19 protein-coding genes and 1 tRNA gene are annotated in these 25,895 nt (G+C 66.2%); 8 read left to right on the plus strand and 12 right to left on the minus strand.

Going from position 1 to position 25,895, the window contains the following annotated elements:
- Positions 1-84 precede the first annotated feature (84 nt).
- The 7 genes from lon to B3349_RS01035 form a co-directional block, all read right to left on the minus strand.
- A complete protein-coding gene (gene lon, locus B3349_RS01005) occupies positions 85-2,526 on the minus strand; it encodes an endopeptidase La (protein WP_066533734.1) in 2,442 nt (813 codons plus the stop codon).
- Between the two features lie 151 nt (positions 2,527-2,677).
- A complete protein-coding gene (clpX, locus tag B3349_RS01010; protein ID WP_291585634.1) occupies positions 2,678-3,940 on the minus strand; it encodes an ATP-dependent Clp protease ATP-binding subunit ClpX in 1,263 nt (420 codons plus the stop codon).
- Between the two features lie 100 nt (positions 3,941-4,040).
- Entirely contained in the window at positions 4,041-4,649 is a 609-nt protein-coding gene (clpP, locus tag B3349_RS01015) for an ATP-dependent Clp endopeptidase proteolytic subunit ClpP (protein ID WP_066533739.1), read from the minus strand.
- Positions 4,650-4,787: 138 nt separating this feature from the next.
- Entirely contained in the window at positions 4,788-6,098 is a 1,311-nt protein-coding gene (gene tig / locus B3349_RS01020) for a trigger factor (RefSeq protein ID WP_066533741.1), read from the minus strand.
- Between the two features lie 607 nt (positions 6,099-6,705).
- Positions 6,706-6,792, minus strand: a tRNA-Leu gene (locus B3349_RS01025).
- Between the two features lie 117 nt (positions 6,793-6,909).
- Entirely contained in the window at positions 6,910-10,074 is a 3,165-nt protein-coding gene (locus tag B3349_RS01030) for an efflux RND transporter permease subunit (protein WP_291585637.1), read from the minus strand.
- Positions 10,075-10,089: 15 nt separating this feature from the next.
- Complete coding sequence (locus B3349_RS01035) at positions 10,090-11,283, minus strand: efflux RND transporter periplasmic adaptor subunit (RefSeq protein ID WP_291585639.1); 1,194 nt, start codon at positions 11,281-11,283, stop codon at positions 10,090-10,092.
- Between the two features lie 81 nt (positions 11,284-11,364).
- Here B3349_RS01035 and hpnC point away from each other — a divergent pair, with 81 nt between their 5' ends.
- Entirely contained in the window at positions 11,365-12,228 is an 864-nt protein-coding gene (gene hpnC, locus B3349_RS01040; protein WP_291585640.1) for a squalene synthase HpnC, read from the plus strand.
- A gap of 102 nt (positions 12,229-12,330) precedes the next feature.
- Entirely contained in the window at positions 12,331-13,722 is a 1,392-nt protein-coding gene (locus tag B3349_RS01045; protein ID WP_291585641.1) for an L-serine ammonia-lyase, read from the plus strand.
- A 98-nt stretch (positions 13,723-13,820) separates the two neighbouring features.
- On the opposite strand, the gene B3349_RS01050 is transcribed toward B3349_RS01045, so the two are convergent.
- Positions 13,821-14,051: a hypothetical protein gene (locus B3349_RS01050; RefSeq protein ID WP_066533824.1), complete on the minus strand. Its 231-nt coding sequence runs from the start codon at positions 14,049-14,051 to the stop codon at positions 13,821-13,823.
- Positions 14,052-14,230: 179 nt separating this feature from the next.
- Positions 14,231-15,964 (minus strand): methyl-accepting chemotaxis protein, encoded by a 1,734-nt coding sequence (locus B3349_RS01055; protein ID WP_524535971.1) that lies wholly within the window; start codon positions 15,962-15,964, stop codon positions 14,231-14,233.
- 170 nt (positions 15,965-16,134) lie between these two features.
- On the opposite strand from B3349_RS01055, the gene hpnD reads away from it, so the two are divergent.
- From hpnD to B3349_RS01070, 3 genes are all read left to right on the plus strand, one after another.
- Positions 16,135-16,974 carry a presqualene diphosphate synthase HpnD gene (hpnD, locus tag B3349_RS01060; protein ID WP_291585645.1) on the plus strand — a complete coding sequence of 280 codons (840 nt, stop codon included), beginning with the start codon at positions 16,135-16,137 and terminating at the stop codon, positions 16,972-16,974.
- A 16-nt stretch (positions 16,975-16,990) separates the two neighbouring features.
- Positions 16,991-18,340: a hydroxysqualene dehydroxylase HpnE gene (gene hpnE / locus B3349_RS01065; RefSeq protein WP_291585647.1), complete on the plus strand. Its 1,350-nt coding sequence runs from the start codon at positions 16,991-16,993 to the stop codon at positions 18,338-18,340.
- Positions 18,341-18,484: 144 nt separating this feature from the next.
- Positions 18,485-19,495, plus strand: coding sequence for a Bug family tripartite tricarboxylate transporter substrate binding protein (locus tag B3349_RS01070; RefSeq protein ID WP_291585649.1), 1,011 nt, complete (start codon positions 18,485-18,487; stop codon positions 19,493-19,495).
- Positions 19,496-19,613: 118 nt separating this feature from the next.
- Here B3349_RS01070 and B3349_RS01075 read toward each other — a convergent pair whose 3' ends face one another.
- From B3349_RS01075 to B3349_RS01085, 3 genes are all read right to left on the minus strand, one after another.
- Entirely contained in the window at positions 19,614-19,826 is a 213-nt protein-coding gene (locus B3349_RS01075; protein WP_066533829.1) for a DUF2788 domain-containing protein, read from the minus strand.
- Between the two features lie 12 nt (positions 19,827-19,838).
- On the minus strand, positions 19,839-20,699 hold the full coding sequence (locus B3349_RS01080) for a DUF2189 domain-containing protein (RefSeq protein ID WP_291585652.1): 861 nt from the start codon (positions 20,697-20,699) through the stop codon (positions 19,839-19,841).
- 68 nt (positions 20,700-20,767) lie between these two features.
- Positions 20,768-21,472 (minus strand): HAD family hydrolase, encoded by a 705-nt coding sequence (locus B3349_RS01085; RefSeq protein WP_291585654.1) that lies wholly within the window; start codon positions 21,470-21,472, stop codon positions 20,768-20,770.
- Positions 21,473-21,676: 204 nt separating this feature from the next.
- On the opposite strand from B3349_RS01085, the gene hemH reads away from it, so the two are divergent.
- The 3 genes from hemH (at position 21,677) to B3349_RS01100 (ending at position 25,883) form a co-directional block, all read left to right on the plus strand.
- Positions 21,677-22,858, plus strand: a complete 1,182-nt coding sequence (gene hemH / locus B3349_RS01090) for a ferrochelatase (RefSeq protein ID WP_291585656.1) — start codon at positions 21,677-21,679, stop codon at positions 22,856-22,858.
- Between the two features lie 587 nt (positions 22,859-23,445).
- Positions 23,446-24,684, plus strand: a complete 1,239-nt coding sequence (locus B3349_RS01095; protein WP_291585658.1) for an MFS transporter — start codon at positions 23,446-23,448, stop codon at positions 24,682-24,684.
- A gap of 254 nt (positions 24,685-24,938) precedes the next feature.
- A complete protein-coding gene (locus B3349_RS01100) occupies positions 24,939-25,883 on the plus strand; it encodes a sulfurtransferase (protein WP_291585660.1) in 945 nt (314 codons plus the stop codon).
- Positions 25,884-25,895: the final 12 nt, after the last annotated feature.

Genomic DNA, 25,895 nt, shown 5'->3' on the forward strand with positions numbered 1-25,895 from the left:
TGCATTCTATAACGAAGCAACGCTGCGATGGGATGAATTGTAGCGTAATTTTTTGGCCGCATTTTTCAAATGCGGCCAAAAAACTCAATGCTTCACCGCGCCCGAGGGATCGGCTGCCTTTTCCGCCTTGTCGGCCGCAGCTGCGGCGGCAGCCGCGGCGGCGGCCACTTCTTCGTCGGTCAGGGGCTCGGGCATGCGCTCCAGCGCCACCTTCAGCACCTGGTCAATCCACTTGACAGGGATGATTTCCAGACCGCTCTTGACGTTGTCCGGGATCTCCTGCAGGTCCTTGACGTTCTCTTCCGGAATCAGCGCCGTCTTGATGCCGCCACGCAGTGCCGCCAGCAGCTTTTCCTTCAGACCGCCAATCGCAGTGACTTCACCACGCAGGGTGATTTCACCGGTCATGGCCACGTCGCTGCGCACAGGAATGCCGGTCAGCGCCGAGACAAAGGCCGTGGTCATGGCTGCACCTGCGCTGGGGCCGTCCTTGGGCGTGGCACCGTCGGGCACGTGCACGTGGATGTCGCGCTTTTCAAACAGCTCGTCCTTGATGCCCAGCAGTCTGGCGCGGCTGCGCACCACGGTGCGAGCGGCTTCAACCGATTCCTTCATCACATCGCCCAGCGAGCCGGTGCGAAGGATGTTGCCCTTGCCGGGCATCACCACGGCCTCGATGGTCAGCAGATCGCCGCCCACTTCGGTCCATGCCAGACCCACGACCTGGCCCACCTGGTTCTGCTGCTCGGCACGGCCATAGGTGTACTTGCGCACGCCCAGGTAGTCCGGCAGGTTGTCGGCAGTGACCACCACCATGGGCTCGAGCTTCTTGAGCTGGATGCCCTTGACCACCTTGCGGCAGATCTTGGACAGCTCGCGCTCCAGCGAACGCACGCCGGCTTCACGGGTGTAGTAGCGCACGATGTCGCGCACGGCGGACTCTTCCACCTTCAGCTCGCCTTCGCGCACGCCATTGTTGGTCAGCTGCTTGGGCAGCAGGTAGCGGATGGCGATATTGGTCTTCTCGTCCTCGGTGTAACCCGACAGGCGGATCACTTCCATGCGGTCCAGCAAGGCCGAAGGAATGTTCATCGAGTTGGAGGTGGCCACGAACATCACGTCCGACAGGTCGAAGTCGACCTCGACGTAGTGGTCGCCAAAGGTGTGGTTCTGCTCGGGATCCAGCACTTCCAGCAGCGCACTGGAAGGGTCGCCACGAAAGTCCATGCCCAGCTTGTCGATCTCGTCCAGCAGGAACAGCGGATTGCGCGTGCCCACCTTCTCCAGGCTCTGCAGCACCTTGCCCGGCATGGCACCAATGTAGGTGCGACGGTGGCCGCGGATTTCGGCTTCGTCACGCATGCCGCCCAGGGCCATGCGCACGTATTTGCGGCCCGTGGCCTTGGCGATCGACTGGCCCAGCGAGGTCTTGCCCACGCCAGGAGGGCCGACCAGGCACAGGATGGGCGCCTTGACCTTGTCCACGCGCTGCTGCACCGCGAGGTATTCCACGATGCGGTCCTTGACCTTTTCCAGACCGAAGTGGTCGGCGTTCAGCACTTCCTCGGCATTGGCCAGGTCGTGCTTGATCTTGGTCTTCTTGCTCCAGGGCAAACCGGTCAGCACGTCGATGTAGTTGCGCACCACGGTGGCTTCCGCCGACATGGGGGACATCAGCTTGAGCTTCTTCAGCTCGGCTTCGGCCTTCTTGCGCGCGGCCACCGGCATCTTGGCCAGCTTGATCTTCTTTTCGACCTCTTCCAGGTCGGCGCCGTCTTCGCCCTCGCCCAGTTCCTTCTGGATGGCCTTGACCTGTTCGTTCAGGTAGAAGTCGCGCTGGTTCTTCTCCATCTGGCGCTTGACGCGGCCGCGGATGCGCTTGTCCACATTCAGGATGTCGACTTCGCGCTCGAGCTGCTCGAACAGGTTTTCCAGACGCTCTTTCACGTCCGACAGGTTCAGCACCTGCTGCTTGTTTTCCAGCTTCAGCGGCAGGTGTGCGGCAATGGTGTCGGCCAGACGGCCCGGCGAGTCGATGCCGGAAATCGAGCTCAGGATCTCCGAAGGAATCTTCTTGTTGAGCTTGACGTACTGGTCGAACTGCTGGGTCACAGCGCGGCGAAGGGCTTCCACTTCGCTGGACTGGACGGCATCGTCCTGCACATCCAGCAGGCGGGGCTTGCTGGTGAAATGCGTTTCGTGGTCGGTCACTTCCACCACCAGCGCACGCTGCTGGCCTTCCACCAGCACCTTCACCGTGCCGTCGGGCAGCTTGAGCATCTGCAGGATGGTGGACACGCAGCCCACCTCGAACATGTCGTCCACCGACGGCTCATCTTTCGATGCAGCCTTCTGTGCCACCAGCATGATGCGGCGGTCGCCTTCCATGGCGAGTTCCAGCGCCTTGATGCTCTTGGCGCGGCCCACAAACAAGGGAATGACCATGTGGGGAAACACCACGACGTCCCGCAGCGGCAGCAGCGGCAGGTCGAGCGGTGTATCGGTCTCGGGAGTTGTTCCTGACATGGGATTCCTCAGTAATGCCGCAGGCAGCACCTGCGGCAGATATCAGCTACACGGACACCACCAGTGTGCCCCAGGCTGCACGGCTTGTGCAGCAATTGCAGACGGGCCGGCGCTAGATGCGCACAGCCCCTGCCGTCATGCGGTTGCCCGCTCAGGCGGTCTTGGCGGCTTCGCGAAACACCAGCAAAGGTGCCTTGCCGTCGTCGATGGTGGCTTCTTCCACCACCACCTTGGCCACGTTGTCCATATTCGGCAACTCGAACATGGTGCCGATCAGCGCCTGTTCAAGGATGGAACGCAGACCACGGGCGCCGGTCTTGCGCACCAGTGCCTTGCGGGCGATGGCCTTGAGTGCGCCAGGACGGATTTCCAGCTCCACGCCTTCCATGCCCAGCAGCTTGCTGTACTGCTTGACCAGGGCGTTCTTGGGCTCGGTCAGGATTTCCACCAGCGCGTCTTCGCTCAGCTCGGCCAGGGCCGTCATCACGGGCATGCGGCCCACCAGTTCGGGGATCAGGCCGAACTTGATCAGATCCTCGGGCTCGATCTCCTGGAACACTTCGGACAGCGAACGCTGCTTCTTGCTCTTGACCGCGGCGCCAAAGCCGATACCCGATGCTTCGGTGCGGTTTTCGATGACCTTTTCCAGGCCGGCAAATGCACCGCCGCAGATGAACAGGATGTTGGTCGTGTCGATCTGCAGGAAATCCTGGTTGGGGTGCTTGCGGCCGCCTTGCGGGGGCACGCTGGCCATGGTGCCTTCGATCAGCTTCAGCAACGCCTGCTGCACGCCCTCACCCGACACGTCGCGCGTGATGCTGGGGTTGTCGGACTTGCGCGAGATCTTGTCGATTTCGTCGATGTAGACGATGCCACGCTGGGCACGCTCGATTTCGTAGTTGCAGCTTTGCAGCAGCTTCTGGACGATGTTTTCCACGTCCTCGCCCACGTAACCCGCTTCGGTCAGCGTGGTGGCATCGGCCATGACGAAGGGCACGTCCAGCTGGCGCGCCAGGGTCTGGGCCAGCAGCGTCTTGCCCGAGCCTGTGGGGCCGACCAGCAAGATATTGCTCTTGGACAGCTCCACCTCATCCTTGCCCGCCTTGTCCTTGTGGCGCAGGCGCTTGTAGTGGTTGTAGACCGCCACGGCCAGTGTGCGCTTGGCCTGCTCCTGGCCAATCACGTAGTTGTCCAGGTTGGCCTTGATTTCTGCCGGCGTGGGCAGATCACCGCGCGCCTCGCGGGCGGTATTGCCCGGCAACTCGTCACGGATGATTTCGTTGCACAGGTCGATGCACTCGTCGCAGATGAAGACGGACGGCCCAGCAATCAGCTTCTTCACCTCGTGCTGGCTTTTGCCGCAGAAGGTGCAGTAGAGGTTTTTCTCGCTGGAAGTGCCTTTTTTCTCGGCCATGGGGGCAGTGCCTTGTTACAAATATGGGAAAAAGGATGATACCAACAGGAAAAACGGCGCTCCCCGTGGGGGATAGCGCCGTCACCCGTTTTTCGCCGGTTCAGGCGCGTTTTTCAATCACCTGGTCCACCAGACCGTAGTCCTTGGCTTCGGCAGCGCTCAGGAAATAGTCGCGTTCGGTGTCGCGCTGGATCTTTTCCAGCGGCTGGCCGGTGCGCTCGGCCAGGATGTTGTTCAGCTGTTCGCGGGTCTTGAGGATCTCACGGGCGTGGATCTCGATCTCCGTCGCCTGACCCTGCATGCCGCCCAGCGGCTGGTGGATCATCACCTTGGAGTTGGGCAAAGCATAACGCTTACCCTTAGCCCCTGCCGCCAGCAGGAATGCACCCATGCTGGCTGCCATGCCGGTGCACAGCGTGGACACATCGGGCTTGATGAAGTTCATCGTGTCGAAGATGGCCATGCCGGCGCTGACCGAGCCGCCGGGCGAGTTGATGTAGAAGGAGATGTCCTTGTCAGGGTTCTCGCTTTCCAGGAACAGCAGCTGCGCCACCACCAGGTTGGCCGTCTGGTCGTTGACCGGGCCCACCAAGAAAATCACGCGCTCCTTCAGCAGGCGCGAATAGATGTCGTAAGACCGCTCGCCGCGTCCGGACTGCTCGATCACCATGGGGACCATGCCCAGACCCTGAATATCCAATGCGCTCATAGGTTCTCCTGTCAATTTCAGCAATGTAGCCTAGCCAAGAAATGAAATGGGGCTTGTGCCGCAAAGCACAAGCCCCGGTGTGTAAAGCCTAATGGGGGCGTTGCACCTGTGGCCCGCCCTCCGTCAGGTCAAGACCGCTCAGGCCTGACCCATCAGCTCTTCAAACGACACAGCCTTGTCGCTCACCTTGGCCTTGCTCAGCACGAACTCGGTCACATTATTCTCGATCACGACGGCTTCCACTTCGGCCAGACGTTGGCGGTCGCCGAAATACCAGCGCACGACGTCTTCGGGCTTCTCGTAGGAAGCAGCCAGCTCGTCCACATGGGCCTTCAGCTGCTCGGGCGTGGCTTCCAGCTTGTTGGACTTGACCAGCTCGGCCACCACCAGACCCAGGCGCACGCGGCGCTCGGCTTGGGGCAGGAACACGTCTTCAGGGATTTCCGCCTTTTCAGCGTCCTTGATGCCGCGTTGTTGCAGTTCGGCGCGGGCGCCTTGCAGCAGACGGCCGACTTCGGCCTGCACGGAAGCCTTGGGCAGTTCCAGCTCGGCCACAGAGACCAGAGCGTCCATGGCGGCTTGCTTGTTGCGGGCCAGCACGCGGAACTTCACTTCGCGTTCCAGGTTCTTCTTGATGTCGGCGCGCAGGCCTTCGACGGTACCGTCGGCAATGCCCAGGGACTTCACGAAGGTTTCGTTCACTTCGGGCAGGTTGGCGGCTTCGATCTTCTTGACGGTCACCAGGAAGTCGGCGGTCTTGCCGGCCACGTCCTTGCCGTGGTAGTCCTCAGGGAAAGCCAGGGGGAAAGTCTTGGACTCGCCAGCCTTCATGCCGCGCACGGCGTCTTCGAATTCCTTGAGCATCTGGCCTTCGCCGACCAGGAACTGGAAGTCTTCAGCCTTGCCGCCGGCAAAGGTTTCGCCGTCGATCTTGCCTTCGAAGTCCACGGTCACGCGGTCGCCGTCCACAGCGGCTTCGGCAGCGGGGCGCTGGGCGAAGGTGCGGCGTTGCTTGCGCAGGATGTCCACGGTCTTGTCGATGGCGACGTCATCCACTTCGGCGGTCAGCTTGTCCACGGAAGCGGCAGCCAGGTCGCCCAGCTTCACTTCGGGGAACACTTCGAAGATGGCGTCGAACTGGGCTTCGCCTTCGGCAGCGCCTTCCTTTTCGGAAATGCGGGGCTGGCCGGCCACGCGCAGACCGGCTTCATCGACGGCCTTGGCGAAAGCTTCGCCGACCTTGTCGTTCAGCACTTCGTACTGTACGGAGTAGCCATAACGCTGGGCCACCACGTTCATGGGCACCTTGCCGGGACGGAAGCCGTCCATCTTCACGGTGCGAGCAACCTTCTTCAGACGGGTCTCGACTTCGGACTGGATTGCGGCGAGCGGCACGCTCAGCGTGATCTTGCGCTCGAGCTTCTCAAGGGTTTCAACAGTAACGGCCATGGTTGTTCCTAAATCTCGGGGAAAGATGTGGACCGTGCCGGCTGCAGTACAGCCTGCACCGTATTCCGCAAAGTCTCACATGAAGAATGGTGCGCAAAGCCGGACTCAGCACACCAGAAAATTCAAATACTTAGCTGGTGTTCACGCCGATTCACCCGGGGCGAATCGACGCTGACGGTCGCGCATTCAATCCAACATTATATCCAGCCGGGAACGGTCGAACCCTGTCCCCACCCCGGACACCCGCTTATCAGGGCTTGTACCCACTACTGCGCAGCGCCCAGGCCGCCACGCGGGGCCGGTAAAAAAGTGCAAACCGCTGGCCGACTGGCCGCGCCCGCAGCTGGGTTGCGCCCCTGCTCCATCGCCACACATCAGGCATGCAGCAGGCAGGCGCAGGAAGTTCGAGCGCACCGAGGAAGCTGTGAACCCACCCAAGGGGGGCAGCAGATGGCTTGCAGCCGTCCGGCATGCGCAGGCCAGCGCTGCATCCATCTTGCTGCTCCATGCCGCACAGAGGGCGTTGGCGAAAATGCAAGAAAAAAGCCTGTCCTCAATGACAAGGACAGGCTTTCAAGGAGTTCGCCTGGATCAGGCGATGTGTTAGTGGTGCGCGGAGCCGGACTCGAACCGGCACGGTGTTGCCACCGTCAGGACCTAAACCTGGTGCGTCTACCAATTTCGCCACCCGCGCGGTCTCTCCAACTACAAAGCCGGCAGGGTGCTACCGGCTTTGCGTTAGGGGTCAACCTTGGATTTTAGCGTGGAATCGCAAGCCACCATGCATTTTTTGGCCTTCCCTGCGCCAAATTTATGCACCGTGTTCCACCTCGGGCTTGCGCACGCGGAACCAGGCCGCATACATGGCGGGCAGTGCCAGCAGGGTCAGTACTGTGGCGACCACCAGACCACCCATGATGGCCACGGCCATCGGGCCCCAGAACACGCTGCGCGACAGCGGGATCATGGCCAGCACGGCAGCCGCGGCCGTCAGCACGATGGGGCGCAGACGGCGCACCGCCGCTTCGACGATGGCATCCCAGGCGGGCACACCCCGGGCGCGGTCCAGCTCGATCTGATCGATCAGGATCACCGAGTTGCGCTGGATCATGCCCATCAGCGCAATCACGCCCAGCAGTGCCACAAAGCCGAAGGGCCGGTTCAGCAGCAGCAGCGCGGCGGCCACCCCGGCAATGCCCAGCGGACCGGTCAGGAAGACCAGCATGGCGCGGCTGAAACTGTGCAGTTGCAGCATCAGCAGCGTGAAGGTGAGGAACAGCATCACCGGCACACCGGCAGCGATCGAGGACGAGCCCTTGGAGCTTTCCTCCACCGCGCCCGCCACTTCGATGCGGTAGTCCAGCGCGCCCTGGGCGTGCCACTGCGCTTCGAGCTTGCGCAGCTCGGGCAGCAGGGCGTCGGTGACCGTGGCGCCCTGCAGGCCTTCGCGCACATCGCCCTGCACGGTGATGGCGTAGTTGCGCCCTTCACGCCACAGCACGCCCGGCTCCCAGGCCATGGCGGGTTTGGCGATCTGGGTCAGCGGAATGGATTTGCCGCTGGCCGTGGGGAGGTAGGCGTTGGCCACATCGGAAATCGCATCGCGCTCGTGTTCCGGCACGCGCAGCAGGATGTCGATCAGCTTGTCGCCCTCGCGGTACTGGCCCACGGTGGAGCCGCTGAACCAGATCTTGGCGGCCTGGGCAATCGACTGGCTGCTCACCCCCAGCGCGCGCGCCTTGTCCTGGTCCACTTCCAGGCGCATCACCTTCACGGATTCGTTCCAGTTGTCGTTCACGCCCCGCATGTCGGCGTTGGCGTGCAGGACGTCCTTGACCGCATCGGCGTAGTGGCGCAGCTGGACCGGGTCGGTCCCGATCACGCGGAACTGCACCGGATAGGGCACCGGCGGCCCACTGGGCAGCAGCTTGACCCGGCCGCGCGCCTCGGGGAATTCCTGCGCCAGCAAGGCCGGGAATTCCTGCATCAGCCGGTCGCGCAGCTTCAGGTCCTTGGCCAGCACGATGAACTGCGAGACGTTGGTCTGCGGGAACACCTGGTCCAGCGGCAGGTAAAAGCGCGGCACGCCCGAGCCCACCCAGACGGTGACGCTCTCCACCCCTTGCAGCTGCATGAAGCGCTGCTCCATGCGCTTGACCACGGCCTCGTTGGCGGCATAGGCCGTGCCTTCGGGGAACCAGGCGTCCACCAGGATTTCCGGGCGGTTGGAGTCCGGGAAGAACTGCTGCTGCACCTTGGTCATGCCCACGATGCCCAGCGCAAACACCAGGGCCGTGGCACCGATGGTCAGCCAGCGATGTTCCACGCACCAGTACACCGCCTTGCGGAAACGGTTGTAGAACGGGCTGTCGAACACCTCGTGCGGATCGGCGGTGATGCCGGGGTGGTCTTGGTGCTTGGGCTCTTTCAGGAACAGCGTGCCCAGGTAGGGAACGAAGTAGACCGATGCAAACCAGCTCAGCACCAGTGCCACCACCGTCACGGCAAAGATGGCGAAGGTGTATTCCCCCGTCATGGACTTGGCCATGCCGATGGGCAGGAAGCCGGCCGCCGTGATCAAGGTGCCGGTCAGCATGGGCTTGGCGGTGATTTCGTAGGCGAACGTGGCGGAGCGCAGCTTGTCGTAGCCCTCTTCCATCTTGCGCACCATCATCTCCACCGCAATGATGGCGTCGTCCACCAGCAGGCCCAGGGCGATGATCAGCGAGCCCAGCGAGATCTTGTGCAGCCCCACACCCCAGTACCACATGGCCAGGAAGGTGGCGGCCAGCACCAGCGGAATCGTCACCCCCACCACCAGGCCGGGGCGCGGGTCGATGTACCAGCGTTTCCACCACACGGTGGCCTGGGCGCGCTTGTGCAACCCCAGGCTGACAAAGCTCACGGCCAGCACCACCACCACGGCCTCGATCAGCACCTTGATGAATTCGTTGACCGAATCGGCCACGGCCTTGGGCTGGTCCTGCACATTCACCAGCTGCATGCCTGCCGGCAGCGCGGTACCCAGGCGTTCGACCGCCGCGTGCAGGTTCTTGCCCAGGCGGATGATGTCCCCGCCCTTCGCCATGGAAATACCCAGCGCGATGGTCTCCTGCCCCTGGAAGCGCACCTTGGTGCTGGGCGGGTCCACATAGCCGCGCGTGATCTCGGCGATATCGCCCAGGCGCAGCTGCGCGCCGGAAGCGCCGCGGATGGGCATGGCGCGCAAGTCCTCCAGCGCCGTGAACTGGCCGCCCACGCGCACCTGAATCTGCTCGCTGGGCGTCTGCAGCACGCCCGTGCCTTCCACTGCGTTCTGCTGGCTGAGCTGGCTGAGCACCTGGTTCATGTCCAGCCCCAGCTGGGCCAGGCGCTGCTGCGACAGCTGCACAAACAGCTTTTCGTCCTGCGCGCCAAACAGATCCACCTTGGCCACATCCCCCACGCGCAGCAGCTGCTGGCGCACGTCGTCGGCCACGGTCTTGAGCTCGGCGTAGCTGAAGCCATCGCCCTGCAGGGCGTAGATCACGCCATACACATCGCCGAACTCGTCATTGAAGAACGGCCCTTGCACGCCCTGCGGCAAGGTGTATTTCATGTCGCCGATCTTCTTGCGCACCGTGTACCAGAGCTGGGGCACGTCGGCGGGGCGGGAGTTGTCCTTGACCTGGAAGATGACCTGCGACTCCCCCGGCTTGGAATAGCTGCGGATCTTGTCGGCGTACGGCACTTCCTGCAGCGTGCGCTCGATCTTGTCGGTCACCTGCTCGGCCACCTGCTGGGCCGTGGCGCCGGGCCAGTAGGTGCGGATCACCATGGCGCGGAAGGTGAAGGGAGGGTCCTCGTCCTGCCCCAGCTGGAAATAGGCAATCCCCCCCAGCAGCAGGATGACGATCAGCAGGTAGCGCGTAAGCGGGATGTGCTCCAGCGCCCAGCGCGAGAGGTTGAAGCCGGCTTTCGGTTCTTGGCGTGCCATGGTCGGTCCCCGCCCTTATTGCGCTGCTGCGGCCGGCTTGCCGTCTGCCTTGGCGGGCGCGGCCGCTGTGGCCGGAGCGGCCGACTGCGCTGCCGCCGGCCTGGGCGCATATTTGTCCTGGTAGACCGTCACCTGCTGGCCTTCGCTCAGCACATGCACGCCGGCAGCCACCACCTGCATGCCGGGCGTCAGACCCTCGGCAATCACGGCATCGTTGCCGTCGGCCGTGGCCACGGTCACCTTGCGGCTGGTCACCGCCTTGGTCTGCGGGTCGTAGACCCACACCGCCGACTGCCCGCCCTGCTCGCGCACCGCGGCCGTGGGCAGCTTGATCACATCCAGCCCGGCAGGGCCCATGCCTTCGGGCAGCACATGCACGGTGGCACCCAGCGGCGGCACATTGCCCCCGGCCAGCGCCACCTTCACGGTGTAGGTGCGCGTCACCGGGTCGGCACTGGCCGCCACCTCGCGCACCTTGCCTTGCAGCAGTGCTTCACCATCCGTCCAGGGGCGCACCTGCACCGACTGGCCGATGCGCACCAGGCTGTGCTTGTCCTCGGGCACGGCAAACACCACATCGCGCTCACCGTCCTGGGCGATGCGCACCACCGGGGTGCCGGCAGACACCACCTGGCCGGGCTCGGCGTCCACGGCCGTGACGATGCCGGCCACATCGGCCAGCAGGCGGGTGTAGCCACTCTGGTTGGATTGGGAGCTGGCGTTGGCCTTGGCCTGGTCCAGCTGGGCCTGGGCGGATTTCAGCGTGGCGGAGCGACGGTCCAGCTCGGCGCCGCTGATGAAATTCTTGTCCTTCAGCGCCTGGTAGCGGGCAAAGTCGGCCGCAGCCAGATCGCGCTGTGTGGTGGCGGCCGCCACCTGGGCCTGGGCCGCCTGAGCGGCCAGGGCGTAGTCGTTGCCATCCAGCTGGGCCAGCACCTGACCGGGCTGCACATGCTGGCCCACATCCACCTGGCGCTGCACCAGCTTGCCGGCCACACGGAAGCCCAGGCGCGATTCGATGCGGGCGCGCACCTCACCGGAGTATTCCAGCACTGCCGTGGCCTGCGAACTGCCCACGGTGACCAGCTTGACCGCACGGACCGGCTCCTCGGCCGCCGGCTTGGGCGAACAGCCCACCAGCGACAGCGCCGCCACCACACCCACCAGCACACCGGACAAAGGCATGCGCACCACAGCAGAAGACTTCATGGGATTTCCCACCCGAAAATTACTGACTAACCGGTTATTAATTACCCGGCATATTAACTGGTGGCAGGCGACAATGGCCAAGTGCCTACCACCCCACCCGCTCCCACCTCGGCCGCACCGGTCACCCATTACGAGAATTTTCCGGTCGCCTCCATCCTCTGCCCCCCTGCGCTGCGCCCGCCGATCGCCGCGCTGTATGGCTTTGCACGCACCGCCGACGATCTGGCCGATGAGGGTGATGCCAGCCCGGCCCAGCGCCTGGCCGATCTGACCGACTACCGCCAGGAACTGCACGCCATGGCCGCCGGCGGCACCCCCGCCCCGCGCTGGGCTGCGGTGTTTGGCCCGCTGGGCCATGCCACCGCGCAGCACGGGCTGCCCGTGGCGCTGATGGACGATCTGCTCAGCGCCTTTGTGCAGGACGTGGACGTGACGGCCCGCGCCGCCACCTATGCCGACCGTAAACAATTGCTGGACTACTGCCGCCGTTCGGCCAACCCCGTGGGCCGGCTGCTGCTGCACCTGTATGGCGTGGACGATGCGCGCAGCCTGCAGCAAAGCGATGCCATCTGCAGCGCGCTGCAGCTGATCAATTTCTGGCAGGACCTGAGCGTGGACCTACCGCGCGGGCGCCACTACCTCACCGACGCCGACCTGGCGCGCTGGGGCGTGGCCCGCACCGAATTGCTGCAGCCGCACACCACGGCCGCCAGCCGTGCGCTGGTCATGGACTGCGCCACCTGGGCACGCCAGCTGATGGTGTCCGGTGCGCCGCTGGTCCACCGCCTGCCGGGGCGCATCGGCTGGGAGCTGCGCCTGGTGGTGCAAGGCGGACTGCGCATCCTGGACAAGGTCGACGCCCTGCAAGGCGACAGCCTGCTGCAGCGCCCCACCGTGGGCAAGATCGATCTGCCGCGCATGCTGTGGCGGGCGCTGACGATGTAAGCCCGGCACCAAAGCCCCCGCACATCTCTCCCCCTGGCGTAGCCCTGCCCACGCCCGCGCCCCGCCATGCGTACCATGCCGGCACAAGGAGTTTTTTTCGTTATGCATGTCAGCGTGTTCGACCTGTTCAAGATCGGCATCGGCCCGTCCAGTTCCCACACCGTGGGACCCATGGTGGCGGCCCAGCACTTTGTCCAGGCGCTGCCCGCCCGCGGCCAGTTGCAGCAGACCGCCAGCGTGACGGTGGAACTGTTCGGTTCGCTGGCGGCCACCGGCATCGGCCACGCCACCGACACCGCCGTGCTGCTGGGTCTGGCCGGCCACAGCCCCGACAACGTGCCCCCCGAAGCCGCCCAGCAGTTGCTTCACCAGGTCCACGCCAGCGGCCAGCTGCCGCTGCTGGGATCGCACCCCACGCGCTTCACCACCCAGCGCCAGATGCTGCTGCGCCGCAAAAGCCTGCCGCGCCACCCCAATGCCATGCGCCTGGCCGCACACGATGCGACCGGTGCCTTGCTGCACGAAGCCACCTACTACTCGGTGGGCGGCGGCTTTGTGGAAGACGAAGCCGGCCTGCGCGTGGGCACCCCACCCGGCCCGCCGCTGGCGCACCCCGACGCCGCCGTGCCCTACACCTACCGCAGTGCCAGCCAGTTGCTCAGCCTCTGCCAGGCGCACGGCCTGTCCATCGATGCGCTGGCATGGGCCAACGAATGCGCCCAGCGCGAACCGTCCGCCGTGACCGAGGGGCTGGACCGCATCTGGCAGGTCATGGACGGTGCCATCGTGCGCGGCTGCGCCACCAGCGGCCTGCTGCCCGGCCCGCTGCGCCTGCCCCGGCGCGCCGGGGCGCTGATGGCCCACCTCAAGACCCAGGCCGGCGAGCGACCGCCGGATCCGCTGGCCGCCATGGACTGGGTCAATCTGTATGCCATGGCCGTCAATGAAGAGAACGCAGCCGGCGGCCGCGTGGTGACAGCCCCCACCAACGGGGCGGCCGGCGTGATACCGGCCGTGCTGCGCTACTACCAGCGCTTCATCCCCGGGGCCGATGCCGCCGGGGTGCGCCGCTTTCTGCTGGCAGCCGGTGCCATTGGCGCCATCTACAAGCTCAACGCATCGCTGTCGGGCGCCGAAGTGGGCTGCCAGGGGGAAGTGGGTGTGGCCTGCTCCATGGCCGCAGCCGGCCTGGCCACGGTGCTGGGCGGCACACCAGCCCAGGTGGAGAACGCGGCCGAGATCGGCATGGAGCACAACCTGGGCATGACCTGCGACCCGGTGGGTGGCCAGGTGCAGATTCCCTGCATCGAGCGCAATGCCATGGGCGCCGTCAAGGCCATCAACGCCGCACGCATTGCGCTGCTGGGCAACGGCACGCACTTTGTGTCGCTGGACCAGGTGATTCGCACCATGGTGCAGACCGGCGCCGACATGAAGACCAAGTACAAGGAAACGTCACGCGGTGGTCTGGCCGTCAACGTGGTGGAGTGCTGAAGCGGAAATGAAGCGGGACTGAGCCCGGGCTGGCACGGCCGCCGCCGTGCCCCGGCTTCGGCCTGCGGGTGTGCTGGGCCCGAGGCGGGCTCGTCCGTTCAGGGTGCGCGGTGCAGGCGCGGCGCGGCCAGCATGGCGCGCTCTTCTTCCACAAACTGCTGCAGCTGGCGCAAGGCGGGCGTGGACGGCAGTTGCTCCAGCAGGGCCTGCAACCGCGTGACATCGCCCACGGTGGGCGCCACCTTGATCTGCGCCACCGCAGCGTCCGTGTTGCCGGAGCGCACCAGCATCAGCACCTTGTTGGCCCATTCGTTTTTGTTGCGTGCCATATTTGCCATAGTGTTGGCCGTCGACTGCGGCCCCTGCAAGGAAAGCGCGGATTGTCCCTGCCCTGCAGGCTTTGCGGGGCGCTGGGGCTTCTTTTTTTGTACGACCGGCGCTGCCTGCCCGCCGAAAGCCGCAAAAAAGCCCCGCACACGGCGGGGCTGGAAGGAGGTTGCGGCAGCCCTTACACCAGGGCCGGCGCCTTGGCAGAGGACTGCACCGCAGCCCGCGGCTGGGGCTGGCTGCGCGGGGCTGTCACCGGCTGGCCACCGCCGCCACCGCCCAGGCTGGCCGGGCCGCGCGCAGCGGCATCCACTGCCGGGCGTGCATAGCCGGCCGCGCCGCCTTGCAGCACGAACTTGGCGGCCATGGCGGCCAGCTGGCGGGCCTGCTCCTGCAGCGAAGACGAAGCGGCCGAGGTTTCTTCGACCAGCGCCGCGTTCTGCTGGGTCACATCGTCCAGATTGGCGACGGCCAGGTTGATCTGTTCCAGCCCGCGCGACTGCTCGCGGCTGGCTTCGGCGATCTCGCCCACGATGTCGGCCACGCGCTGGATGCCGCTGACGATGTCCTGCATGGTGGCGCCGGTGCGGTGCACCTGCTCGCTGCCCACACGCACCCGGTCCACCGATGCGGTGATCAGCGTTTTCACTTCCTTGGCCGCTTCGGCGCTGCGGCCGGCCAGCGACCGCACTTCACCCGCCACCACAGCGAAGCCCCGACCCTGCTCGCCAGCACGGGCGGCTTCCACGGCAGCATTCAGCGCCAGGATGTTGGTCTGGAAGGCAATGCCGTCGATCACAGCGATGATGTCCTCGATCTTGCGCGAGGAGGTGTTGATGTCCTCCATGGTCTGCACCACCTGGCCCACCATGGCACCGCCGCGCTGGGCCACATCGGTGGCGGTGGAGGCCAGCTCGCTGGCGCGCACTGCACTGTCGGCGTTGTGCTGCACGGTGCTGGACAGCTGCTCGGTGGCCGCCGCCGTCTGCTCCAGCGAGGCGGCCTGCTGCTCGGTGCGGCTGGACAGGTCCTGGGTGCCGGCCGCCACCTGGGTGGAGGCGCCGGCAATGGCGTCGGCCCCGGTGCGCACCTGGGCAATGATCTGGTGCAGGTGGGCGCGCATGTCTTCCATGTGGCCCAGCAGGTCGGAGATTTCATCCTTGCCGCTGGCACGCACCTGCTGCGACAGATCCCCCTTGGCAATCGCCTGGGCGGATGCCTGGGCCTGCTGGAAGCCCTGGCGCATGCGGCGCAGCAGCGAGATCGACAGCAGCGTGGCCGGCACGCCCCCCAGCACGATGGCGGCGATGAACACCAGAATGCCTACGTGGTAGTGCTGCTCGGCTTCCTGGTAGGCGATATCGGCCTTGCTCACCTGCAGGCCCTTGAAGGCCCCCACCAGGCCCACCAGCATCTCGCCCTGCTCGCGGCCGGTGGCCAGGAAGCGGGCCATCAGGTCAGGCGAGAAATCCCCGGCGCCCATGCTGCGCACGTAGTCGGTCAGTTGGGCGGACCAGGCCTGGTCGACCTTCACCACCTCGTCCAGCATGGCCAGATCCTGGGGGTCATCGGTCAGCGCGCGCAATTCCTTTTGCACCGTGGCACCGCGCTCCAGGCTTTCGCGCACCGTGTCCAGGTGGGCGCTCACCGGGTGGTCGTGCAGGGCCGCCAGCGGGCTGTCGGGCGCATGCTGGTAGGCCAGCAGCAGCTGCGCGCGGCTTTGCAGCGCGCTTTCGGTCATGGCATCGGCCAGCAGAATGCGCTGCAGCGACTGGTCGTGCAGATTGCGCAGGCTGTCGCGGGCGGACAGCAGGCCATACCAACTCATGCCAATCACGGCAATCAATGAAACCCAATAAGCCACAAACACCAAGGTGTAGCGTTGGGTCAACTTCAATCCATTGAAGCTCCACATGCGGATCGTTCCCTGTATCAACTTGTTGCTATCAGGGCATCCTAGGATGTCTGCCGCGCTTTCCCTAGGCCCTGCACACAGCATCTGCAGCCCGCTTGATGCACATCAAGCGACGAAAGCATAGGCCGCCCAACGGCGATGCCATCCGGGCATGGGACAATGCCGCCCCTATGACACCGGAACAGTACGTCCAGCAAAAAGCCGCTTCCTCCGGAAGCAGCTTCTACTACGCCTTCATGTTTCTGCCGGCTCCGCGCCGCGCCGCCATCACGGCGTTCTATGGCTTCTGCCGCGAGGTGGACGATGTGGTGGACGAAGTGCACGATGCCGGTGTCGCTGCGACCAAGCTCGCCTGGTGGCGCAAGGAGGTGGCCCAGGCCTTTGCCGGCCAGCCCAGCCACCCCACCATGCAGGCGCTGATGCCACACGTCCAGGAGTTCGGCATCGAGCCGCGCCACCTGCTGGCCGTGATCGAAGGCTGCGAGATGGACCTGGAGCAGACCCGCTACCTGGACTACCCGGGCCTGCAGCGCTACTGCCACCTGGTGGCCGGCATCGTGGGCGAGGTGGCCGCACGCATCTTCGGCCAGACCAGCGACGCCACCACCCAGTACGCACACAAGCTGGGCCTGGCCTTCCAGCTGACCAACATCATCCGCGACGTGGGTGAGGACGCGCTGCGCGGCCGGATCTACCTGCCGATCAGCGAGCTGCAGCAGTTCGATGTGAAGGCGCACGAGATCACCAAGCGCGAGTATTCCGACCGCTTCACCGCGCTGATGCGCTTTCAGGCGGCCCGCGCCCACCAGCTGTACGACGAAGCCTTTGCGCTGCTGCCCGATGCCGACCGCCGTGCGCAGAAGCCCGGCCTGATGATGGCCAGCATCTACCGCACGCTGCTGCGCGAGATCGAGGCGGACAACTTCCGGGTGCTGCACCAGCGCATTGCGCTGACACCGCTGCGCAAGCTGTGGCTGGCCTGGAAGATGCAGGCCCTGGGCCGCATGTAAGCCGGTGGCCGCACCCGTGGCCGCTGCGCCCGCCCCCCATTCCCCGCACACGGCGCCCCGGCGTATCGCCGTGGTCGGCGGTGGCTGGGCCGGCATGGCCGCCGCCGTGTCCCTGGTGCAGCGCGGCCACCAGGTGAGCCTGTGGGAGACCGCACGCCACTGGGGCGGCCGCGCCCGCGCGCTGGTGGTGCAGGACCTGCAAGGCCAGCCGCTGACCGTGGACAACGGCCAGCACATCCTGATTGGTGCCTACACCGACAGCCTGGCGCTGATGCGCACCGTGGGGGTCGATGTGGAACAGGCCCTGCTGCGCCTGCCGCTGGATCTGCGCGATGCCCACGGCCACGGCCTGCAACTGCCCGATCTGCCCCCGCCCTGGGATGCGGCCCTGGGCATTGCCCGCGCCCGGGGCTGGTCATGGCGCGACAAATACGCCCTGCTGGCACGCGCTGCGCACTGGAAGCGCAGCCATTTCCGCTGCAACGCCCATGCCACCGTGGCCGATCTGTGCCAGGGTCTGTCCCAGCGGCTGCTGCAGGACTTCATCGATCCGCTGTGCATTTCGGCGCTGAATCTGCCGGCGGCACAGGCCAGCGGTGTGGTGTTTTTGCGCGTGCTGCACGACAGCCTGTTTGCCGGCCGGGGTGGCTCGAACCTGCTGCTGGCACGCACCGACCTGGGCACGCTGTTCCCCACCACCGCCGCCCGGTGGCTGGAAGCGCAGGGCGCCACCTTGCACCTGGGCCAGCGCGTGCACAGCCTGCAGCCCCGGGGCCAGGACGCCCAAAGCGGCTGGCAGGTGGACGGCGAGGCGTTTGACGGCGTGCTGCTGGCCACCACCAGCGCCGAAGCCGCTCGCCTGGCGCTGACCGGTGCGTCCGCCTTGCACGACACGCGCAGTGCCTGCGAGCACTGGGCCGGACTGGCCGACGCCCTGCCGCACACCGCCATTGCCACGGTCTATGCCCAGTGCCCGGCCGGCAGCGGCCTGCCGGCGCCCATGGTGGCGCTGCACAGCGGGCCCGACGCACCGGCCCAGTTTGCCTTTGACCGGGGCCAGCTGGGTGGGCCGGCCGGGCTGATGGCCCTGGTCATCAGCGCCAGCGATGCGCTGCCGCTGGACCGCGCCACGCTGCAGGCCCAGACCCTGGCGCAAGCGCGCCAGCAACTGGCACTGCCGGGCCTGGAGGCGCTGCGCACCGTGGTGGAAAAGCGCGCCACCTTTGCCTGCACGCCAGATGTGCAGCGCCCCGCCGCCCATGTGGCACCGCGCCTGTGGGCCTGCGGTGACTATGTGGAAGGCCCCTACCCCGCAACGCTGGAAGGTGCGGTGCGCAGCGGACTGGAAGTGGCCCAGGCTTTCTGAGCTTGCGAGAGGGCGCGGGAGTTCAACCTGCGTTGCACTGCAGCACCGGGTATCCCCCGATCTGCCGGCACAGCAGATTGACAGTTTTCCGCGCCAAGATCGGCGGTGTGCGCCCGGATGCGGCGCTTTGCTGGAGACTGTCCCATGGCCTTGCTGCCCACCTTGCACACCACCCCGTCCCTCACCCGCCGCCAACTGCTGCAAAGCGGCAGCGCCCTGGGTCTGGCCGCCACCTTGCCCGGCCTGCATGCCCAGGCCAACTGGCCGACCAAGTCCATCCGTTTCGTGGTGCCGTTCGCGCCGGGTGGCAGCTCGGAAATCGTGGCCCGCTCCACCGCGGCCGAACTGAGCAAGAGCCTGGGCCAGAGCGTGTATGTGGAAAACAAGCCTGGCGCCGCCGGCAACATTGCCATGCAGGAAGTGGCCCGCGCCGATGACCAGCACACCGTGGTGCTGGGCCACATCGGCACGCTGGCGGTGAATCCCTATATCTTTCCCAAGCTGCCTTACGACCCGAACAAGGACTTCCAGCCCGTCAGCCTGCTGGCCAAGGTGCCCAGCCTGTACGTGGTGCACCCGGATGTGCCGGCCAAGAACCTGAAGGAGTTCGTGGACTATGTGCGCGCCAACCCGGGCAAGTTCAGCTATGGCTCGGCTGGCAACGGCAGTGCCGGCCATCTGGCGTTCGAATACCTGAAGATGACCGCCAATCTGTTCATGCTGCATGTGCCCTACAAGGGCACCGGCCCGATGATGACCGACCTGCTGTCCGGCCGGCTGGATGCGGCCTCGGTGGGCGCATCGGCCCTGCTGCCCTTCATCAAGAGCGGCAAGGTGCGCTGCATTGCCACCGGCTCGACCAAGCGCCTGGCCCAGCTGCCCGATGTGCCCACCGTGGCCGAGCAGGGCTTTCCCGGCTTCGAGATGACGCAGTGGTACGGCATGCTGGCCCCGGCCAACCTGCAGGCCGGCCATGTGGAGCGTCTGGCCGCCGAATGCAAGAAGGCCGTACAGGCGCCCGATGCGCTCAAGCGCCTGCAGGGCGATGCCGCGGATCCGATTGGCGGCTCCCCCGCCGAGTTTGCCCGCTTCATCGCCACCGAACAGGCCCGCTGGAAACAGGTGCTGCTGCGCGCCCAGGTCAAGCCGGACTGAGACGGAGCGGGCGCTCTCCCCCTCCGAGGGCGCTGTTCAAGGAAACCGGGGAATCAGAGGCACCCGGCCCCGGGCAGGGCCTCCCCGGGGCGCACGGCCAGTTGCGGAGGCGGCCGCTTCAGCGTTCCATCCACCACTGGATCACGATCTTGGCCAGGTAGCCGACAAAGCCCACGCCCAGGCCCAGAAAGATCACGAACGTGCCGAACTTGCCCGCCTTGGAGTCGCGGGCCAGTTTCCAGATGATGAACACCATGAAGGCGATGAAGGCACCCACCCCGTAGGTGAGGAAAAAATGTGCCAGCTGCTCTTCCGTATAGCCAAAGATCACAACGTTCTTCTTCTACAAACCCCTGCTGCGGCCCTCCTCCTCAGAGTCGGACAGCCCGCGTGCTTCAAACGCGGAGGCGTCCACCAGAGCGCGGTAGGCATGCCAGCTGGCATGGCCCAGCATCGGCATGACCAGCACCAGTCCGATCAGCAGCGATCCCAGCCCCAACAGGGTAAACAACAAAATCAGACCCGCCCACCACGCCATGGCGACCGGGTTTTCCACCACCACCAGCCAGCTGGTCAGCACCGCCTGGAACACGCCGATGCGCCGGTCCAGCAGCAGCGGCATGGCCACCACGCTGGACGCGAAGATCGGCGCCGCCAGCACACTGCCCAGGCCCAGCCACAGCGTGAACAGATGGCCGTCGGGCGCCAGCACCACCTGCTGCAGAAAATCCATCGGCGTGGCAATGCGCACCGGCGACAGCACCGTGATCAGCGACGCCGACACCACCACCCAGCCTGTGGCCGCCAGCGCCAGCAGCAGGCCAAAGCGCACCAGGCACCAGTAGCCTCCGGCCTGGCTGCCCCGCCCGCTTTGCCAGCGCAGCCAGGTGCTGCGCACCGTCTGCCAGGACACGGCTTCCCCGCGCTCCAGCGCACGGCTGATGGCATACAGGCTGGTGGCAACCACCGGCCCCACGATCAGGAAACCGGACAGCGCCCCGGCCATCAACCAGAAGCGATTGTGCCCCAGCGCCAAAATGGCCAACCCGACCAAAGTCAAGAAAACGCCATGCGCCAGGCTGAGCCAGGGCGCGCGGCACATGTCTTTCCAGCCCAGCGCCAGCCATTCCAGCGGGGTGAGCATGCTGATGGAGCGCACCGTGGGCAGGTCCACGGAGGCAGTGGGTGTCAGGATACCGGGCATAGGCATTGTTCCTGTGGAGTGGCACACCACAGAGGCCGCCCGGGCCTGCGCGCGGCTGGGAACGGGTGCTAGTTGCCCTGTTCCAGCAGGCGGCACAGGCTGTGCAGGCTGTCCACCGTGGCGTGGGGGGCCGGCCCCTGTGCAGGCCAGTCTACGCCCTTGCGATTGAGCCAGACCGCGTGCATACCCGCACCCAGGGCACCCACGGCATCCAGGTGGGCGTCGTCGCCGACATGCAGCACCTGCTCGGGCGCCACGCCTGCCGCCTGGGCTGCTGCATGGAACATGCGCACATCCGGCTTGGCAAAGCCGGTGCTGCCCACATTCAGGCTGGCCTGGAAATACCGGCCCAGGCCGATGGTGTGCACATTGGCGTTGCCGTTGGACAGGGCAATCACCGGCCAGCGGGCGGACAGAAATTCCAGTGCCGGCAGCGCGTCGTCGTACAGGTCCACCTTCTGGCGATGGGCAAAGAACAGATCGAAGGCCGGCTCCGCCAGCGCCGGATCTTCGCCAGCCTGGCCCAGCGCCTGGCGGATGGATTCGCGGCGCAGACCGCTGAGGTCGTGGCGCAGGTCGGGGCGGTCGCGCTCCACCTGCAGGCGGATGGCACGCACCGCCTCGGTGGTGCCCAGCATGGTGGCGGTGCGCGGCGCATGCGTGGCCAGCCATTCCAGCAGCACCGCTTCGGCGCGGGCAATGGCCGGCCACACGGGCCACAGGGTGTCGTCCAGATCCAAAGTGACGGCGCGAATGTGTCGAGAGTCCAGCATAGCCGCTGAGCATACTGCAGCCACGCGGCCGGCGCGCGGGTGACAACGGCCGCCCCTGTGGACCGGCAAAGCGGCATTCAGGAGGGCTACAGGAGGCTTCCAGGCGTGCTGATGTGTCAGCATATGTCACAAGACCCAGCCTCCTGCCCGGCTGCAGGGACAAGCTTGTCCGACAGGCCCTCAGGATTTGCCACAATCGGGGCCATGCCCTCACGCTTTGCACCTGAACCCACCTTGCCCGCAGGACAGCCCGAACGTCTGGCCGTGCTGCTGTGCAACCTTGGCACCCCCGACGCCCCGACCCCCTCGGCGGTGCAACGCTATCTGGCTGAATTTCTGTCCGACGACCGCGTGGTGGAAATTCCCAAGCCGGTCTGGAAGCTGATCCTGCACGGGGTCATCCTGCGCAAGCGCCCCAAGGAATCGGCCGCCAAGTACGCCACCGTCTGGGATGCGGAGCTGGGCTCGCCCCTGCTGCACTGGACCCGCCGCCAGGCCGAGATCCTGCAGGAATGGATGCAGGGCGCCGGCTACGACGTACTGGTGGGCTTTGCCATGCGCTATGGCAAGCCGTCCATCGCCAAGCAGCTCGATACCCTCAAGGCCCAGGGCGCCACGCGCATCCTGATTCTGCCGCTGTACCCGCAGTACTCCGGCACCACGACGGGCAGCGTCTGCGACGCGGTCTACGACTGGGCCAAGACCCAGCGCCACATTCCCGAGCTGCGCTTTGTGCACCGCTACCACAACGACCCGGGCTACATCCAGGCCCTGGCCCAGCGCGTGGTGCAGCACTGGCAGGCCCACGGCATGGGCCGCCACCTGGTGATGAGCTTCCACGGCGTGCCCGAGCGCACCCGCGATCTGGGCGACCCCTACCAGTCCGAATGCCTGGAAACCGCCCGCCTGCTGGCCGAGTGCCTGGGGCTGCCGCAGGAACGCTTCACCGTGACCTTCCAGTCCCGCTTTGGCAAGGCCAAGTGGCTGGAGCCCTACACCGAGCCCTCGCTGGTGGCGCTGGCCCAGGCCGGCATCCAGGGCGTGGACGTGATCTGCCCCGGCTTTACCAGCGACTGCCTCGAGACGCTGGAAGAAATCGGCCAGGAAGCGCGCCATGCCTATCTGCAGGCCGGCGGCAAGCAGTTCCACTTCATTCCCTGCCTGAACGACACGCCGCACTGGATCGACGCGCTGCGCACGCTCACGCTGCGCCACACCGCCGGCTGGCCGGTGCAGCCCTACACGGCCCCCGTGCAGGAGCCCGCAGCCGCGCCCGCACCGGCTGCGGCCCCCGCGGCCGAGCACAGCGCTGCCGCCGAGACCGCGCAGGCTGCGCCCACCGCCCCCGCGGCACCGTCGTCTGCCCAGCCTTCCACCGAGGCCTGATGCGATCGCGGGGCACCTGCCCCGTCCCCCCCTAGCCTAGCGCGCCCTGCCGCTCCCAAAGCCACAGCCCTTGCCCACCGGACAAGGGCTGTTTTGCTGGGTACCCGCAGAGACCGCCCACCACCGCGGCACGGCAGTGCGCATGTGCACTGCCACGGAATGGCGCCGCGCGCAGCCCCGCTGCGGCATGTCCTCCTGCGGCGTAGCGGTGCCGCCTGCGCCGCCTGCAGGGCTGCGCCGGGCCTGCCAGAATCGCGCCCGCAGCCATCGACTGGTACGTGCCCCGTGTGCACGCCCCCACCATGGCCTGCCGGCATAGGACCAGGGCGGTCCCTGTCCGTGCAACTGCTGCGCCGCAACGCGCAGGCCGCCGCCGCTACGTGGCCTGCCATCCCCTCCGCCCTTGTGACCCTGCCCGGCCTTGTCCGGGGAAGCTGCTTTTTGTGAGGGCCGCGCATGCGCCGCCCCCCACCTTACGCCCTTTCCCCACCTGTCCATTGGCGCCTGCCGCGGCTTTGCCGCGCGCGGGCGGCTGCGGCGGGCGGCGGAAACGCTTTCATGCCACAACACAAGGACAACGACACCCCATGAACGCAGTCTCCCCTGCTGGCACCTGCCAGCCCACCGAAATCAACGGCTACAGCTGGAAGGCCCTGGCCGGCTCCGCCGTCGGCTATGCCATGGACGGCTTCGATCTGCTGATCCTGGGCTTCATGCTCAGCGCCATCTCGGCCGATCTGCAGCTGACACCGGGCCAGGCCGGCTCGCTGGTCACCTGGACGCTGATCGGCGCCGTGGCCGGCGGCATCTTCTTTGGTGCGCTGTCGGACCGCTACGGCCGCATCCGCGTACTGACCTGGACCATCATGCTGTTCGCCGTGTTCACCGGCCTGTGCGCCCTGGCACAGGGCTACTGGGACCTGCTGATCTACCGCACCATCGCCGGCATCGGCCTGGGCGGCGAGTTCGGCATCGGCATGGCGCTGGCCGCCGAAGCCTGGCCGGCACGCCACCGTGCGCGCGTCTCGTCCTATGTGGCCCTGGGCTGGCAGGTGGGCGTGCTGGCCGCGGCCCTGCTGACCCCGCTGCTGCTGCCGGTGATCGGCTGGCGCGGCATGTTCCTGGTGGGGGTGATTCCGGCCATCGTGGCCTGGGTGATCCGCAACAAGCTGCACGAGCCCGAAGCCTTTGTGCGCAAGCCCGCTCCCGCCAAGGGCCAGCGTTTTGCCGCGTTCAAGCTGCTGGTCAAGGATAAGGCCACCACCAGGACCAGCCTGGGTGTGATCGTGCTCACTTCGGTCCAGAACTTTGGCTACTACGGCATCATGATCTGGATGCCCAGCTTTCTGTCCAAGCAGCTGGGCTTCAGCCTGACCAAGTCCGCCATGTGGACGGCCGTCACCATCGTCGGGATGATGGTCGGCATCTGGGTCTTCGGCCAACTGGCCGACCGCATCGGCCGCAAGCCCAGCTTTCTGCTCTTCCAGCTGGGCTCCGTCGTCATGGTGGTGCTGTACGCCCAGCTGTCCGATCCCACGGCCATGCTGTGGGCCGGCGCCGTGCTGGGCCTGTTTGTCAACGGCATGATGGGTGGCTATGGCGCCGTGATGAGCGAGGCCTACCCCACGGAAGCCCGCGCCACCGCGCAGAATGTGCTGTTCAACATCGGCCGTGCCGTGGGCGGTTTCGGCCCCGTGGTGGTGGGCGCGCTGGCCATGGGCTACGGCTTCCAGGTGGCGATTGCGCTGCTGGCGGCGCTGTATGTGATCGACATGGTGGCCACGGTGTGGCTGATCCCCGAGCTCAAGGGCCAGGCCCTGCAATGACCCGCTGGGGCGCTGCGAGCCCCTCCCCCTGCCCGGTCGTGCCGCAGGGGAGGTTTGCAGCACCGTTGCGCCACACGGCCGGGGGCGCCTGCACTGCAAGTGCCCACTCCCACCGTTCGCCCGATCCTGCGCAATGGCCCTGGCTGCATCTGCATCAAACGCAGGGTGCGTTGAAGCCTGGGCCCAGGGATCGGACAATATCTGCCTCTTTCCACTCCCATCCGCAGCTGCCTGCGCGCGCTGCGGCGGATGCCATGAACCACAAACTGATCGCCCTGGCCCTGTCCCTGGGCAGCACCGGCTGGAGCCTGGCCGCCCAGCCCCTGCTGACACCGGCTGCGCTGCAGCCCCTGCTCAAAGACCCGCAAGTACGCGTGATCGACATCCGCGAACCCAAGGGCTTTGACGCTGCCCACATTCCGGGCGCAGTGAACGCCCCCTATGGCAAATGGCGCGGCCCGGCCAGCAACCCGGGCGAGCTGCCAGACCAGGCCAAGCTGGTGGCACTGGTGCAGTCGCTGGGCCTGACGCCTCGGACCCACGCCGTGGTGGTTTCCACCGGCAAGGACGCCACCGACTTCGGCGCCATGGCCCGGGTGTACTGGACGCTCAAGTCGCTGGGTATGACCGAGCTGTCCATCGTCAACGGCGGCATGCAGGCCTGGGACGCGGCCAAGCTGCCCACGTCGACCAAGGCCGTGCAGGTGACACCGAGCCAGTACGCACCCACTTTCGATGCGCGCTGGCTGGCCACGCGCGACGATGTGCAGCAGCATGTCAAGCTGAGCAACGCCGTGCTGGTGGATTCGCGCCCCGACGCCTTCTACCAGGGCAAGACCCAGGCGCCCGCCGCCAAGCTGGCCGGCACCTTGCCCGGTGCCGTGCAACTGGACTTCAACCAGTGGTTTGTGCCCGGCTCCTCCACCTTTGTGGAGACCGCCAAGGCCAAGCAAGTGGCTGCCCACATCCAGCACCCCGAGGGCCAGGACGCCGTGGCGTTCTGCAACACCGGCCACTGGGCGGCGACCGACTGGTTCGGCCTGAGCGAAGTGGCCGGCCTGCCGAATGTGAAGCTGTACGCCGGATCGATGGTGGACTGGACCCAGTCGCCCGACATGCCTGCCATGCAGAACATGCCCGGCCGGGGCGAGCAGCTGCTGCGCGCCACCCAGCAGTGGTGGCAGAAAAAGCTGAACTGAGCCCGTACTTCG

The sequence above is a fragment of the Comamonas sp. UBA7528 genome, from assembly GCF_002479375.1.
Lineage (GTDB): Bacteria > Pseudomonadota > Gammaproteobacteria > Burkholderiales > Burkholderiaceae_C > Comamonas.

What these genes read in the sequence shown, in the direction of transcription:
- B3349_RS01030 (WP_291585637.1), bottom strand. Translation starts at nt 10,074, where the DNA reads ATGGCACGCCAAGAACCGAAAGCCGGCTTCAACCTCTCGCGCTGGGCG.
- B3349_RS01070 (WP_291585649.1), top strand. Translation starts at nt 18,485, where the DNA reads ATGGCCTTGCTGCCCACCTTGCACACCACCCCGTCCCTCACCCGCCGC.
- B3349_RS01050 (WP_066533824.1), bottom strand. Translation starts at nt 14,051, where the DNA reads ATGGCACGCAACAAAAACGAATGGGCCAACAAGGTGCTGATGCTGGTG.
- B3349_RS01095 (WP_291585658.1), top strand. Translation starts at nt 23,446, where the DNA reads ATGAACGCAGTCTCCCCTGCTGGCACCTGCCAGCCCACCGAAATCAAC.
- lon (WP_066533734.1), bottom strand. Translation starts at nt 2,526, where the DNA reads ATGTCAGGAACAACTCCCGAGACCGATACACCGCTCGACCTGCCGCTG.
- clpP (WP_066533739.1), bottom strand. Translation starts at nt 4,649, where the DNA reads ATGAGCGCATTGGATATTCAGGGTCTGGGCATGGTCCCCATGGTGATC.
- tig (WP_066533741.1), bottom strand. Translation starts at nt 6,098, where the DNA reads ATGGCCGTTACTGTTGAAACCCTTGAGAAGCTCGAGCGCAAGATCACG.
- B3349_RS01035 (WP_291585639.1), bottom strand. Translation starts at nt 11,283, where the DNA reads ATGAAGTCTTCTGCTGTGGTGCGCATGCCTTTGTCCGGTGTGCTGGTG.
- hemH (WP_291585656.1), top strand. Translation starts at nt 21,677, where the DNA reads ATGCCCTCACGCTTTGCACCTGAACCCACCTTGCCCGCAGGACAGCCC.
- B3349_RS01055 (WP_524535971.1), bottom strand. Translation starts at nt 15,964, where the DNA reads ATGTGGAGCTTCAATGGATTGAAGTTGACCCAACGCTACACCTTGGTG.
- B3349_RS01045 (WP_291585641.1), top strand. Translation starts at nt 12,331, where the DNA reads ATGCATGTCAGCGTGTTCGACCTGTTCAAGATCGGCATCGGCCCGTCC.
- B3349_RS01100 (WP_291585660.1), top strand. Translation starts at nt 24,939, where the DNA reads ATGAACCACAAACTGATCGCCCTGGCCCTGTCCCTGGGCAGCACCGGC.
- clpX (WP_291585634.1), bottom strand. Translation starts at nt 3,940, where the DNA reads ATGGCCGAGAAAAAAGGCACTTCCAGCGAGAAAAACCTCTACTGCACC.
- B3349_RS01085 (WP_291585654.1), bottom strand. Translation starts at nt 21,472, where the DNA reads ATGCTGGACTCTCGACACATTCGCGCCGTCACTTTGGATCTGGACGAC.
- hpnD (WP_291585645.1), top strand. Translation starts at nt 16,135, where the DNA reads ATGACACCGGAACAGTACGTCCAGCAAAAAGCCGCTTCCTCCGGAAGC.
- B3349_RS01080 (WP_291585652.1), bottom strand. Translation starts at nt 20,699, where the DNA reads ATGCCCGGTATCCTGACACCCACTGCCTCCGTGGACCTGCCCACGGTG.